This is a genomic window from Corynebacterium sp. HMSC034H07, from assembly GCF_001815175.1.
In the GTDB taxonomy this organism is placed as follows: Bacteria; Actinomycetota; Actinomycetes; order Mycobacteriales; family Mycobacteriaceae; genus Corynebacterium; species Corynebacterium hiratae.
The window spans coordinates 75,263-88,421 of the sequence record NZ_KV819538.1; the positions used below are offsets into that span (position 1 = coordinate 75,263).

Annotated in this window: 14 protein-coding genes; 9 read left to right on the plus strand and 5 right to left on the minus strand. The window is 60.9% G+C overall.

Annotated elements, in window-relative coordinates; translation table 11 throughout:
• Positions 1–56 precede the first annotated feature (56 nt).
• Complete coding sequence (locus HMPREF3009_RS10125) at positions 57–1,544, plus strand: NAD-dependent succinate-semialdehyde dehydrogenase (protein WP_070512982.1); 1,488 nt, start codon at positions 57–59, stop codon at positions 1,542–1,544.
• An 86-nt stretch (positions 1,545–1,630) separates the two neighbouring features.
• Here the strand turns inward: HMPREF3009_RS10125 and HMPREF3009_RS10130 are convergent, their stop codons facing one another.
• Complete coding sequence (locus HMPREF3009_RS10130) at positions 1,631–2,551, minus strand: AraC-like ligand-binding domain-containing protein (protein ID WP_070681732.1); 921 nt, start codon at positions 2,549–2,551, stop codon at positions 1,631–1,633.
• Positions 2,552–2,702: 151 nt separating this feature from the next.
• Between HMPREF3009_RS10130 and HMPREF3009_RS10135 the strand changes: the two genes are divergently transcribed.
• From HMPREF3009_RS10135 to HMPREF3009_RS10145, 3 genes are read left to right on the plus strand one after another with little or no spacing between them, the layout of a single operon-like run.
• A complete protein-coding gene (locus HMPREF3009_RS10135) occupies positions 2,703–4,112 on the plus strand; it encodes an aldehyde dehydrogenase family protein (RefSeq protein WP_070681735.1) in 1,410 nt (469 codons plus the stop codon).
• A 30-nt stretch (positions 4,113–4,142) separates the two neighbouring features.
• Entirely contained in the window at positions 4,143–4,406 is a 264-nt protein-coding gene (locus HMPREF3009_RS10140; RefSeq protein ID WP_070444618.1) for a hypothetical protein, read from the plus strand.
• Between the two features lie 3 nt (positions 4,407–4,409).
• Positions 4,410–5,198, plus strand: a complete 789-nt coding sequence (locus HMPREF3009_RS10145) for a zeta toxin family protein (protein ID WP_070512990.1) — start codon at positions 4,410–4,412, stop codon at positions 5,196–5,198.
• 169 nt (positions 5,199–5,367) lie between these two features.
• Here the strand turns inward: HMPREF3009_RS10145 and HMPREF3009_RS13980 are convergent, their stop codons facing one another.
• Positions 5,368–5,775, minus strand: coding sequence for an RCC1 domain-containing protein (locus HMPREF3009_RS13980; protein ID WP_232745421.1), 408 nt, complete (start codon positions 5,773–5,775; stop codon positions 5,368–5,370).
• Positions 5,776–5,805: 30 nt separating this feature from the next.
• On the opposite strand from HMPREF3009_RS13980, the gene HMPREF3009_RS10150 reads away from it, so the two are divergent.
• The 5 genes from HMPREF3009_RS10150 (at position 5,806) to erm (ending at position 9,701) form a co-directional block, all read left to right on the plus strand.
• Positions 5,806–7,287, plus strand: a complete 1,482-nt coding sequence (locus tag HMPREF3009_RS10150; protein ID WP_070512995.1) for an ApeA N-terminal domain 1-containing protein — start codon at positions 5,806–5,808, stop codon at positions 7,285–7,287.
• Between the two features lie 349 nt (positions 7,288–7,636).
• Complete coding sequence (locus HMPREF3009_RS13830; RefSeq protein ID WP_232745419.1) at positions 7,637–7,891, plus strand: nucleotidyltransferase family protein; 255 nt, start codon at positions 7,637–7,639, stop codon at positions 7,889–7,891.
• On the plus strand, positions 7,812–8,066 hold the full coding sequence (locus HMPREF3009_RS13940; protein ID WP_081636726.1) for a HepT-like ribonuclease domain-containing protein: 255 nt from the start codon (positions 7,812–7,814) through the stop codon (positions 8,064–8,066). The genes HMPREF3009_RS13830 and HMPREF3009_RS13940 overlap by 80 nt, the downstream gene beginning before the upstream one ends.
• A gap of 197 nt (positions 8,067–8,263) precedes the next feature.
• The gene (locus HMPREF3009_RS10165) at positions 8,264–8,497 is read left to right on the plus strand and encodes a recombinase family protein (RefSeq protein WP_224784272.1); all 234 of its coding nucleotides are present in this window, start codon (positions 8,264–8,266) and stop codon (positions 8,495–8,497) included.
• A gap of 349 nt (positions 8,498–8,846) precedes the next feature.
• Entirely contained in the window at positions 8,847–9,701 is an 855-nt protein-coding gene (erm, locus tag HMPREF3009_RS10170; RefSeq protein WP_070517629.1) for a 23S ribosomal RNA methyltransferase Erm, read from the plus strand.
• 70 nt (positions 9,702–9,771) lie between these two features.
• On the opposite strand, the gene HMPREF3009_RS13985 is transcribed toward erm, so the two are convergent.
• From HMPREF3009_RS13985 to HMPREF3009_RS10185, 3 genes are all read right to left on the minus strand, one after another.
• Positions 9,772–10,125 (minus strand): type IIL restriction-modification enzyme MmeI, encoded by a 354-nt coding sequence (locus HMPREF3009_RS13985; protein WP_016423158.1) that lies wholly within the window; start codon positions 10,123–10,125, stop codon positions 9,772–9,774.
• A gap of 641 nt (positions 10,126–10,766) precedes the next feature.
• The gene (locus tag HMPREF3009_RS10180) at positions 10,767–12,659 is read right to left on the minus strand and encodes a heavy metal translocating P-type ATPase (RefSeq protein ID WP_016423157.1); all 1,893 of its coding nucleotides are present in this window, start codon (positions 12,657–12,659) and stop codon (positions 10,767–10,769) included.
• Complete coding sequence (locus tag HMPREF3009_RS10185) at positions 12,656–13,015, minus strand: Cd(II)/Pb(II)-sensing metalloregulatory transcriptional regulator CmtR (protein WP_005530797.1); 360 nt, start codon at positions 13,013–13,015, stop codon at positions 12,656–12,658. Before HMPREF3009_RS10185 ends, HMPREF3009_RS10180 begins: the two co-directional genes overlap by 4 nt.
• Between the last annotated feature and the right edge of the window lie 144 nt (positions 13,016–13,159).

The window sequence follows — 13,159 nt, forward strand, 5'->3', positions numbered from 1 at the left end:
CGGGTGCGGCACGCCAACTGGCAGACAAATTCCATTTGGGAGGGGAAAAAAGAACCATGAGTGAAAACAACAAGGTCAATATTGACGAGCTGCTGGCCAAGGTTCCGACTGGCTTGCTGATTAACGGTGAGTGGGTAGACGCCTCCGATGGATCCACTTTCGACGTGGAAAACCCGGCAACCGGTGAAGTTATCGCCACCCTTGCCTCCGCTACTTCTGAGGATGCGAAGAAGGCTTTGGACGCCGCCTGCGCCGTGCAGGATGAGTGGGCACGCACGTCCACCCGCGAGCGCTCCAACCTGCTGCGCCGTGCTTTTGACCTGGTGCAGGAGCGCAAGGACGAGTTCGCTGCGCTGATGACCCTGGAGATGGGCAAGCCGCTGGCAGAGTCCTACGGTGAGGTTACTTACGGCGCTGAGTACCTGCGTTGGTTCAGCGAGGAGGCCGTTCGTGACTACGGCCGTACCCTGCCGGCGCCGGAGGGCACCCTGCGCATGGTGACCCGTCGTAAGCCGGTGGGCCCGTGCTTGCTTATCACTCCGTGGAACTTCCCGCTGGCCATGGCTACCCGTAAGATTGCACCGGCCATCGCCGCTGGTTGCACCATGGTGGTGAAGCCGGCCAAGCTGACGCCGCTGACCACCCAGTACTTCGCACAGACCATGATTGATGCTGGCGTTCCGGCTGGCGTGGTCAACGTGGTCTCCGGTAAGTCTGCGTCTGCTATCTCCGAGCCGATCATGGCGGATTCTCGTCTGCGCAAGGTTTCCTTCACCGGCTCCACCCCGGTGGGCAAGACTCTGCTCAAGGCAGCTGCGGACAACGTCCTGCGCACCTCGATGGAGCTGGGCGGCAACGCTCCGTTCATCGTCTTTGAGGACGCCGACATTGACCAGGCCGTCGAGGGCGCAATGGGCGCCAAGATGCGCAACATCGGTGAGGCCTGCACCGCCGCCAACCGCTTCATCGTTCACGAGTCCATCGCTGATGAGTTCGCGGAGAAGTTCGCCAAGCGCATCGGTGAGCTCAAGGTGGGCAACGGCCTCGACGAGGGCGTTACCTGTGGTCCGCTCGTGGAGCAGAAGGCGCTGGATAACATCACCGCGCTTGTCGACGATGCCGTGGCCAAGGGCGCCAAGGCTATCGTCGGTGGCAAGCCGGGTGAGGGCAAGGGTTACTTCTACTCCCCCACTGTTCTGACGAACGTTCCTCGTGATGCCCGCGTGGCACAGGAGGAGATCTTCGGCCCGATTGCTCCGATCCTGACCTTCTCCGATGAGAAGGAAGCAATTGAGATTGCTAACGACACCGAGTACGGATTGGCCTCCTACGTGTTTACCGAGGATTCGGACCGCATGTGGCGCATCGGTGACGGCCTCGAGTTCGGCCTCATGGGCTTCAACGCCGGCGTCATCTCCAACGCCGCTGCCCCATTCGGTGGCGTGAAGCAGTCCGGCATGGGCCGCGAGGGCGGCGCTGAGGGCCTGGACGAGTACACCTCGCTGCAGTACATCGCTATGCGCGACCCGTACGCGAATGCATAAATAGTGCATTAAATTCGCTGATAATGATGCTGGCACCTCCTTTGTGAGAGGTGCCAGCATTGTCTTTTATGCCAAACTTGCCGGTGCTATTCGCTGGCCGCTGCTCGGTACGCACTCGGTGACTTGTGGTACTCCGCCTTGAAGATGCGTGACAGGTGCGAGGGATCGTGCAGGCCATAGCGGGCGCTGATGTGGCTGATCGATTCCTCGGAGTGCCGCGGGTCCACGAGTTCTCTGCGGATGTGCTCTAGGCGCCTCGTTCGGATGTAGCTGCCTACGGAGAGGCCCTGTTCGGAGAACTTGGCGTGGAGGTGGCGTACCGATACGAAGAGTGCTTGGGCGATGGTGCTCGGGCCTAGGTCCGGGTCGCCCAAGTGCTTCTCGATGTAGGCGGTGGCCTGGTTGAACAGGAGTGTGCCTGCAGAGGGTTCATCGGCTACGTCGGAGGAGAGAACCGACACCAACATGGTGAGAGCGGAGCGGACCAAGGCTGTGGCGTGTGGGCCCTTGAGAAGGTCGAGGTTCTTGGCCAGCTGCTCAAAGAGGGGAACCGCCACTGCACCCAGGCCATGTGAGCGTGAGATGGGGTTGGCGGTGAGGCGCTGAATCTGTGCTGGTGAAATGTTGAGGAAGCTCTGCGGGAAGTGCACGATGAGGGTGTTTTGCTCTTCCGGATAGTGCAGAGTGTAAGGCCGCTGGGTGACGTACAATGCCAAGTCCCCAGGGTGCAACTCACAGGTTCGCCCGTCTTGGCTCATGGTTGAGGATCCGGTGATTTGCAGGCTGAGCTTACAAAAGGGGGCCTCGTTGGCGGCTATCTTGGAGCGATTCACGGTGTGCGGGGAGGTACACATATCGAAGAGGGATATGTCCCCTACTTTCGTTGAGCGCAGCGTGGCGTGAAAGGACGAGGGGTCTTCGGTATCCACGTCGAGTTGGCCAAAAGACTCGGATGACGCCGTGCGCCATGACGCGATATCGAAGTGCTCAACGGCGGAAGTAGACATAAGTGGCATCATATCGTGAGAACTGGCACATTTTTGGACAAATTGTGTGCACTCAGAGTCAATAGAGTCGGTGTGGTGCAGGTAACATCCTAGTTAAAAGTTTCTTTGGGCTTTGTTCGCGGGGCCCTCGACTGCTTCACAAGGAGATCTCATGACTCAGTTCCCCACCTACGCTGATCTGCTCGACGCCATCACGGATGAAAACGGCCGCGAAATCCTCAACCCCGCCACCGGTGAGGTTGTTGGCCGCGCCCCAGAGAACACCGTTGAGGACCTCAACACTGCAGTTGAGACCGCACGCGCAGCGCAGAAGGACTTTGCCAAGCTTAGCGACGCTGAGCGTTGCGAACTGCTCACCAAGGCAGCCGCCGCCATCGATGCCCATGCAGAGGTACTCGTGGAGCTGCTCTCCCGTGAGCAGGGCAAGCCGCTCAACGGCCCGAACGCCCGCTTCGAGGTCGGTGCCTGCTCTGGTTGGCTGAATGCTACCGCCTCTTTCGAGCACCCCAACTACACCGCCGTCGATGATGACATCACCGCCACCGTCAACTACCGCCCGCTCGGCGTCGTCGGTGCTATCGGCCCGTGGAACTGGCCGATGATGATCACCATCTGGCAGATTGCGCCGGCACTGCGTATGGGTAACGCGGTCGTCGTCAAGCCCTCCGAGTACACCCCGCTCTCGGTGCTGGGTCTGCTTAAGGTAGTCAACTCCGTGCTGCCGGAGGGTGTGCTCCAGGTCGTCAGCGGTGCCGGTGAGGTTGGCGCGGCACTGACCACCCACGAGGGCGTCGACAAGATCATGTTTACCGGTCCCCCCGCCACCGGCAAGAAGATCGTGGAGGCCAGCGCCGATAATCTCACCCGCCTCACGCTGGAGCTCGGCGGCAATGACGCCGGTATCGTGCTCGATGACGCCGACCCGAAGGAGATCGCCGGCGATCTCTTCTGGGGTGCATTCATCAACACCGGCCAGACCTGTGCGGCGATGAAGCGCGTGTATGTGCCGGAGTCGCTGTACGACGCCGTCTGCGACGCCCTCGTCGAGGTGGCCAAGGCCTCCCCGATGGGCGTGGGCTTGGAAGAGGAGAACGTGCTCGGTCCGCTGCAGAACAAGCAGCAGTTCGACATCGTTGACAAGCTCGTCAACGCTGCCAAGGACTCGGGTGCCCGCGTGCTGCTGGGCGGCGACCCGGACTACGACGCGCCGGGCTACTTCTACCCCACCACCCTGGTGGCGGATATCGACCCGGATAACCCGCTGGTCGTCGAGGAGCAGTTCGGTCCGGCACTGCCGATTATCAAGTACACCGACCTCGACTGGGCCATCGAGCAGGCCAACAAGCTGGACGTGGGCTTGGGCTCCTCCGTGTGGTCCTCCAACCGCGAGCGCGCTCTGGAAGTTGCTGCTCAGCTGGAGGCTGGCACCACCTGGATCAACAGCCACGGTGCCGTGGATCCGCGTGTGCCTTTCGGCGGTATCAAGTCCTCCGGCTACGGCGTGGAGTTCGGCACCGAGGGCCTCAAGGGCCTGGCGTACCCGCAGATTATCAACGGCTAAAACCGCCGTGGCGCTGCTATTCTTAGCGCCATGAGCACCGCCAAAGTCCCGGAGATCGAGTACGCAGCCTTCGACGCCATGAAGGAGGTTGCGTCCTCGCTGAAAGCTGCCTACCTCACTAGGGCCGCTGAAGCAGGCAACGACGTTGAATCGCAATGGTGGATTCGCCAGAACTGGCTGGTAGAGGACATGGTTGGCGAGGTTGATGCAACTGACATCGAAGCCATCCGATCCGCTGCGGCTCTCTTTGCGCAGCGGCTTGAAGCCCTCTCCTCCGAGCACAAAGCGGCATAGCCTATGCTTTCTGCCGCTGACTTCCCCGTTGATCCGCAGGTTATGGAGCAACGGCTAAAGACTCTGCAAGCCAGCTATTTCGGCCGATCGAATGCTCATGGTCCGGCTGTTCCAGAGGTCATTTATGTGGCGGGGCAGCCAGCGTCAGGCAAATCAACGGCCATTGAATCGGTAAAGAACGGTCACGCGGTCCTTGATTCCGATGAGATTCGGAAGCTGCACCCCGCCCTCGACGAGATTGTGGAGCGCGATCCCTTACGCATGGACGTACTCACCAATGGGCCGGTGCCCTATTGGATGTCCTCGCTGATTGAGTATGGCCGTCAGCACGGGCACTCCCTCATCATTGAGAACACGCTGTCCAACCCGGAATTCATCGCGGGTGAGATAGCCAAGTTTCGGTCTGCGGGTTTCCGCGTGAAGGTCGTGGGCCTGGCGGTGGCGCAGGAGGTCTCCAGGCTGGGCGTGGTCCAGCGCTACCTGGAGGCGCAGCGTGTGAGCCGCTACCCGCGCTGGACCAATGAGGTTTCCCATACGTCGGGCTTTAAAGCCATCGTCCCAGGGCTTCAAGCGATTGCCCCGCTTGTCGACGACCTCGAGATCCGCACCCGCGACGGCCGTACCTTGAGCGGCATCGAGGATATTGAAGCCGAGCGCGCAACCTGGTTCGACTCCCCCGCTGTTCGGGCCGACTGGCTGGCCCGTTTCGACAGCTGTGACTTGAGTGGGCTTGAAGCTGAGAAGCTCACGCAAAACCTCGTGGCTGATGCAGAGCTTATCCGCAAGCTTTAAGGCTGTGCCCGTGGAACTGCGCGCCCGGTAGGCGGTGAGAGCTTCGTGTCAAAGCGGCTGCTGGCGAGCTGGCGGTCTGCGAGGTCTAGCAGGCTGAGGATGTCGTCTGCGTGGAGTTTAGATTCAACGTGTGATCGACCGCCGATTATCGGGCACGCTGGACTTCAGTTCATCTGTGGTCGAGCGGCCCAGGCGTTGACATTGCATTGCTGCTCGGTGTGGTCGCCCGCAGCCCGAGCGAGTGTCTCGCTCCGGCTGCGATCGCTGTGATGCCGGTCCATGACTGGACATCGCACTGGCCTCTGCTGTCGTCGCTGACGGCGACGACGGTGCCGTCTTCGTGTAAGCCGACGGTGTGTAGGTAGCCGGCAAAGACCCCGGACACGTGTGTCCACCGGGCGACGTCGGTCTGCCCTCGCTGATTGTTGCCAGTTGCGAGGGCTGTGCCGTCGCGTCGAACTGCGATTGTGTGCCAGTCGCCGCATCCGATCTCAGTTGACCATGATCTCGCTGTAGATTGTCCTACGTGGGGGGCATGTGGTGGAGTAAAGATTTTCGACCTGACATCTGGCCGCAAGACAGGAAGGAGCCCGGGACCGGGAGTACGATGCCTAATGATCCTCTCAACCTCGACAAGGCCGGCGAGTGGGCTGGCGTGTGGTGGCTGCCGGAAGCCCCTAGCGAGAAGGTCCCGGGTGTCCTACGGTACGACCCGGAAGATGGTCTCTCTCTGTCGCTGATCGGCACCTTCGAGGATCGGATCTTGACGACGGACTCGTCTGGATGGACTGCTGTTCACGAAGGAACCCGCACCTGGGAAGTCATGCACGGTGTGGCCGAGCTCAGGGAGATCACACTGCTTGGCTGTGTTCCTAGGAGCACCAGAAGGACCATGGGTGCGCGAGTGGCGAGCCCTGATAAGCAGACCGTGACCGCGACGGTCGCCATCATCGGCGCGCATGTCAGCGGTGACGCGGATCCGGCGTTCGCTAGGGCAGAAGTCTCAGTCGAGGATCTGAGTCTCTGGGCGGCGTCTTCTGTGTTCGAAGGATCCCTCGGGGCTCCCGACGGCAAGATCGATGGGACCGGGCGTATCTCGGTGAAGCCGGTCGAGGCGCAATCGGTCGTGGTCGACGACACTGAGTATCGCCTTCAGCACACGCACACGCTTCCATTCTTCGACCAGCGCAAGGGAGGAAGCGTCGGACGTATGCGGGACACGGTGTCCATCTGCGTCGTGCCAGCCGAACCATTCTCTCTGAGTGTTGCTCTGCAGGAGGCGAGCCTGGTGCAGGACCTGATCTCCCTGGCGACGCATCGCGCGGCCGGAGTGATCTGGCTCCGACTGGAAGTTGCCGGGACCGAGTCGCACTTCCCTGATGGCCGCCCGCTGCCGCGCCGACGTGCCGATGTGCTCTACTCACCGGCCGCGCTTGGAAAACACGACGCGAAAGTCGTCGATCACCACCGAATGTTCTTCACCTGCGGCTCGATCCCATTTGAGGAGGTCATGCCCCGATGGTGCGAGGCCCATGGCCGCCTGGAGGCAGCGACAAACATGATCTTGGGCTTGCGCTACGCACCGGCCCGTTTTGTTGAGAACAATCTTCTGACGGCAGTCGATGCTGCCGAGGTGTTGCACCGCAACCTCCGCATCGACGAGAAACCGTTCCCCAACGCGGAGTTCAGGGCGATGCGAGAGGCGATGCTGGCGCAGGTTCCCGATGAGCACCGAAACAGGTTCAAGGGGGCGATCCGCAACGACCCGACCCTCCGTGATCGGCTCCATGCCCTCGCCGCGCGACCCGATCAGGAAGCGATCGCACAGCTCTTACCGGATGTCGACCATTGGGCGAAGTGGACGACGCGCGCCCGCAATGACCTCGCGCACGAGGGCAGAACGCCCAACCATTCCATCGAGGAGCTGATCGCCGTCGTCGAGGTGACGACCGCGGTCGTAATCCTCAACGTCTTGCACGAGCTCGGGTTGCCGGCGGAGCGGCAGCGAGAGATCGTGCGGGAGCACCCGCAACTGAGGGCTACGTTCCGTACCGCTGCCGAATGGCTGGTTCCCTCACCAAACCCTTAGGTGCACTGCGATAGCCGCTACTTCGGAACCTCCGTGACGCTGCTGCCCGGTCGTTTAGTGCGAGACGCGTGTAAGCCTGCTCTATCGCTCGTTCGTTGAGTGCGTCATGGCGGGCGGGCGAGACGACCGGCTGTAAGTGGTGGCAGCGCGTCAGTGCCGCCTGGTGCGGCGGTGAGACGGGAGAATGTCGTCGGCCCTTAAGAACGCGGTGGAGTTCCGCTTCAATGTCAAAGCTCCATGTCGACGTGCTGCCGGGCCCGTTTCCCCCGGAAGCATGTCTGAGACCGTCATGACGCCTGAGACGCTTGCCCTACGCGGGATTCTCGTTGCGCGTCTTGACTAGTTCCAGGTGCTCATCGATCGGTACGGCGCGACCAACCCGAAGTTGTTCGGGTCCGTCGCGCGCGGCACCGCGTCTGCAGGATCGGACATCGACATCCTCGTCGGGATGGACCCTGCGGAGGGACGTCTCCTGATGCGTGCGTCTGGTCTGCTCGAGGAGAGTCGCGCTCTGTTCGGGCGCGATGGCATCGACGTGTTTCCTGCCCAGTTGCTCAGGCACCCGGTATCCGCTTCGACGCTCGCCGAGGCGGTGCCGCTGTGAGTCGCAGTCCGGCGAAGCCGTGAACCATCTTCCCGATGAGATCACCGGCGCGCACCCTGAGATCGTCTGGCCTCAGATTCGGGATTTCCGCAACATCCTGGTGCACCAGTATTTCGGCGTCGACATCGACGTGGTCCGCGATATCGTCGATACTCATCTGCCTCCTCTTGCCTAGGCGCTGCGGTGCCACATCTCTGCTAACTGACGGCGCGGCTCCAAAGGTTATTCGGCTACGGAACGTGGTCGAGTTTAAGTTCAATGTTAGCTAAGGGCCTTATTAAAAGCGTTTGGCAACACGCGCTCCTATTTACCTTCGTATCTCGCGAGACGCTGACGTGGATGGCCTCACCATCGACCGGCAGCGTCAGGACTGTGAAGCCATTGCAAAGCAGCGTGGCTTGGACGTTGGACATAGGACATAACTACGTCGATCAGTCCATTTCCGCGTCAAAGAAGAATGTGGCTCGCCCCGACTACGACGCCATGGTGGCATCCTTTGAACGCGGCGAAATCGACGCGATCATCTGCTGGGACCTCGAACTACCCGCCCCACGTCGGTGGGTAGTCCGATCAGTCGGACAAAACTACTCCCGCACCACAGCGTAATAAGGGGTGCACCTTAAAAACATCCGGAGGTGGGGGTAACTCCCCCTCGTTGCCCAGAGACAAAATACGCCAGTGGCGTCTGTACGACGAGCCGAAGGTAGGACAAATTCCAATCCAGAGAGGTCTTGCACTGTTGCGGTGCGGTTGTCTTCTTTCTCACCGTATTGGACCCTGCGAAATTAATTGGATACGATAGGCCCATGTTGATTTCAGGTTCCGTTTTCATGCGGCCGCTCACCAGCCGCTAAGGCGGTTTTCTCCCTCCCGCAGGTTAGAAACCGCTCCGGTCCTTTAGCCGGGCGGCTATTTGTCATGCCCGGCTCCGTTTCAACTCCAAGGAGCACACCTGATGTCTGCATACGGATACGGCCGTCACGAGCATGGCCAAAATTTTCTCACAGACCACAAGATCATCAACTCCATCGTCGATCTTGTGAAACAAACCTCCGGCCCCATCATTGAGATCGGGCCAGGAAGCGGTGCCCTCACTCACCCGATGGCCCACTTGGGGAGGGCGATAACGGCAGTTGAGGTAGACGCAAAACTAGCTGCCAAACTCACAAAAAAGACCGCCTCGGCGGCGGTCGAAGTGGTCCATGATGATTTCCTTAACTTCCGGTTACCCGCCACTCCCTGCGTCATTGTGGGAAACATTCCCTTTCACCTCACCACTGCCATTCTTCGAAAGTTGTTGCATGCGCCGGCATGGACTGACGCTGTACTCCTCATGCAGTGGGAAGTCGCTCGCCGCCGGGCCGGGGTAGGTGCAAGCACGATGATGACGGCTCAGTGGTCCCCATGGTTCACGTTTCACCTTGGTTCCCGAGTACCAAGGTCTGCTTTCCGGCCACAGCCAAACGTTGACGGGGGGATCTTAGTGATCCGCCGGGTGGGTGACCCGAAGATTCCGATAGAGCAGCGCAAAGCCTTTCAGGCGATGGTGCACACCGTTTTCACTGCCCGGGGACGCGGGATAGGGGAAATTCTCCGAAGGGCAGGGTTGTTTTCATCACGTTCAGAGACACAATCATGGTTGCGCTCGCGAGGAATCGACCCCGCGACCCTACCTCCCAGATTGCACACCAGCGACTGGATCGATCTCTTCCAGGTGACTGGTTCCTCTCTACCTCACCATCGGCCCATTTCACCATCGGGAAGTAGTCAACGACCTCCTCAACGGAAAAATCGAGGCCGGCGGCGGTAATCCCCCCACCACCAAAACCGAAATCCACCAGTAGTAGTGAACGACCCATGTTCGTCTACCGTGAGCCGCGTTATGGCAGTGACGTGTTCTCGTCGGGCACAGTCATAGTTCCCGGCGTTGCCAGCGACAGGGTTCTACACCCAGCAGCGGGACCGATCAAAATCACCCGCACGGGGAACGACCCTGCTGGTGGTTTCGATTTTGATGAAAGCGAGGAGACATAGCCCCTCGCCAACTCCCCGTAGCTGGCGAACAGTAGCTCCTGGCGCTGGCGCTCGTTGGTGAGTTTGCGTGCCACATCGAAAGCCTTATCGACTTCCCGGTCCAAGTTGTTGTGAGCCTTGAGCAGAATTGGGTCCATCGATAACGGGTTGTAGTGCTCCGCGAGTGACCGCTGGGGGTGCCGCTCGCGTGCCCGCAGCACCAACTGTCCAGCGTCGATGATTCGCTGCTGCGCCTTCTCATCTAGTTCACACAGAGCTGGTCCGCAGTTGTAGCTCCCGATGTACTCCGAAAAACGGAAAAAATAAATAGTGGGGATACATCAACCTTCCACTTTCCATTCTTCCGGCTCAGAGTATTGAGGGGTCTGGGACCGGGTCCGTAAACCCTTTATGTTTTTCGCGCACAGCGGTTTTTAGCGACGCACCCTATAGGTTTTCCGCAGAACTTATATGTGTTTCTGTGCACCCCATATGTTGTCTGTTTTAGCGGTATTTCGTTGTTAATTCCGCACGCGCGCATCAAATGGTTATTTATCGACGACACTCCGTCGAGTTCAAGTTCAACGTGTAACGCGAGGCGTTAATGACGTTTCGCGTTATTGGGGGTAGGTTGAAGAGCGCTGTCTCTAACTCGGGTTTTCGTTCGGCCTCGGTCCATTCCGCTACCTCGTGTGAAGAATCTGCAAGCGGTATCGAACCGTTGAACTATTAGGTTCCCCCACAGTTCCCGTGCCTGCACGCATCGAGAAGGACCAGGTGGTGAACTCGAATGACTCGCCTGGTCCAACGTGTGTGCGCTCGGCGCGTGGTTTAACCCTTATAAGACTTGCCGGTCACAGCCTCAGCGTTTCGCTCGTGCAGCCCGCAGGCCGTTCAAGATCACGATGACTTCGGCGACTTCGTGTACCAACACGACGGCGGCCAAGCCCAGTACACCGCTGATCGCCAGTGGCATCAACACGATGATGATGGCCAGAGACAGCACGATGTTTTGGTTGATGATCCTGCTGCCTCGGCGGGCGTGCTGCAGCGCCTGCGGGATCAGCCGGAGGTCGTGGCCAGTGAAGGCGACGTCAGCGGACTCGATCGCGGCGTCAGAGCCGGTTGCTCCCATCGCAATGCCCACCGTTGCGCCCGCCAGTGCCGGCGCGTCGTTGATGCCGTCGCCGATCATCGCCGTCGGCGTCTTGGAGGAGAGTTCGGCGACGATGCTTGCCTTGTCCTCCGGTCGCAGCTCGGCGCGCACGTCGTCGATTCCGGCGATTTCAGCCAGCGCCCGGGCGGTGCGAGTGTTATCGCCGGTGAGCATGCTCACTTCCACGTCGTTGTCGTGCAGGGACTGCACGGCATCGGGCACCTCGGGCCGCAACTCGTCGCGCACCCCGATCGCCCCGGCGAGAGCGTCATCGACGGTGACTAGGACGCAGGTCTGGCCTTCGGACTCCATGCGCTCAACGTCCGCCTTCAGTGGCCCGGCGTCGATCCATCGGGGGCTGCCGACCAGCACCCGTCGGCCTTCGACGGTGCCGCCGATGCCATGACCGGCTTCCTCGCTGATATCCAAGGCGGTGGGCGCTTCGGGCTCCGCTGCCACGATCGCCGCGGCGAGGGGGTGCGTCGATTGCTGCTCAACCGCCGCCGCGAAGGAAAGCACCTGCGCCCGATCGAATCCGTCTGCCGGGACCACTCCGGTAACCTCGGGCTGGTTGCGGGTAAGGGTTCCGGTCTTGTCTACCGCTAGGTGACGGATGCCGCCGAGTCGCTCGAACGCCGCGCCGGACTTGATGACTACTCCGAACTGGCTGGCCGCGCCGATCGCGGCCACGACCGTCAGCGGCACGGAGATTGCCAGCGCGCACGGCGACGCTGCGACCAGGACCACCAGCGCACGGGTGATCCAAGTCTCGGGGTCGCCCAACAGCGAGCCGATCACGCCGACCAGCACCGCCAGGATCATCACCCCGGGCACTAGGGGTTGGGCAATTCGGTCGGCGATCCGGGCGCGGTCACCCTTCTCCGCCTGCGCCTGCTCGACGAGGTCGACGAGTGTGGTCAGCGAGTTGTCCGTTCCAGCTGCGGTCGTCTCGACCTCCAGCACACCGGCGGAGTTGATCGCTCCCGCGGGTACCTCGTCGCCGGGCGCAACCTCCTCCGGAATGGATTCTCCGGTGATCGCTGAGGTGTCAAGGCTGGAGCGTCCGGACCGAATGATGCCGTCCGTGGCGATCCGCTCCCCGGGGCGTACGACCATTAGCTCGCCAACCTCAAGGTCCTTCGCAGCGACCTCGGCCGTCGTACCGTCGCGCAGCACGGTCGCGGTTTGCGGTACCAGCTTCAACAGTGCCCGCAGTCCGCCTTGGGCCCGGTCCATCGCCTTGTCTTCAAGCGCCTCGGCGATCGAGTACAGGAACGCCAGCGCCGCGGCCTCTCCGACGAAACCAAGGATCACCGCGCCGACCGCGCTGATCGTCATAAGCAAGCCAATGCCGAGCTTGCGCTTCGTGACAAGGTTCCGGATCGCTCCAGGTGCGAACGTGTAAGCGCCCAACAGCAGGCCAAGCCAATACAGTACCGTTGCGGGCGTCTCCAAGTCGGACCAGTCCAGCGCCAGTCCTGTAATGAGGGCTACGCCGGAGAAGATCGGTAGCAGTAGCTCGGGGTCCTTCCACCATGGCCGATCGAGCTCTTCGATCTCCGTGGCGGGTTCGTGTTCGCATCCACATGCTGAACTCATGCGTCCGTTCCTTTCTCGCCGCAGCCGGGCACCGAGCACTCGGTGTCGATGCAGGGGGCATTCTCGTCGACGGCCAGCGTCGCGTTGACCAGCGCTTCGAGCGCCGCCGCGAGGTGCGGATCGGCAATTTCGTAGCGGGTCTTACGGCCCTCCGGCTCAGCGACGACGATGCCACAATCGCGTAGGCAGGACAGGTGGTTCGAGACGTTCGAGCGGGTCAGATCCAAGCTTTGCGAAATCTCGGCCGGGTAGCCCGGACCGTCGAGTAGGGTCATCAGGATTCGGGAACGCGTCGGATCAGCCATGGCCCGGCCGAGCCGGTTCATGACGTCGAGGCGCGAAGCAATAGTCAGCATGTGCTGAACAATACAACGTGTGTTGAACTATTCAAAATGCACTGAACTGACGGTTCCGCGAAGGTCCTGCGACCTGCAGGAATTAGTCGATGGGATAGCAGATGACTGATCCTTTGTGGTTCGGCTGCCACCCAACGCGGGAGC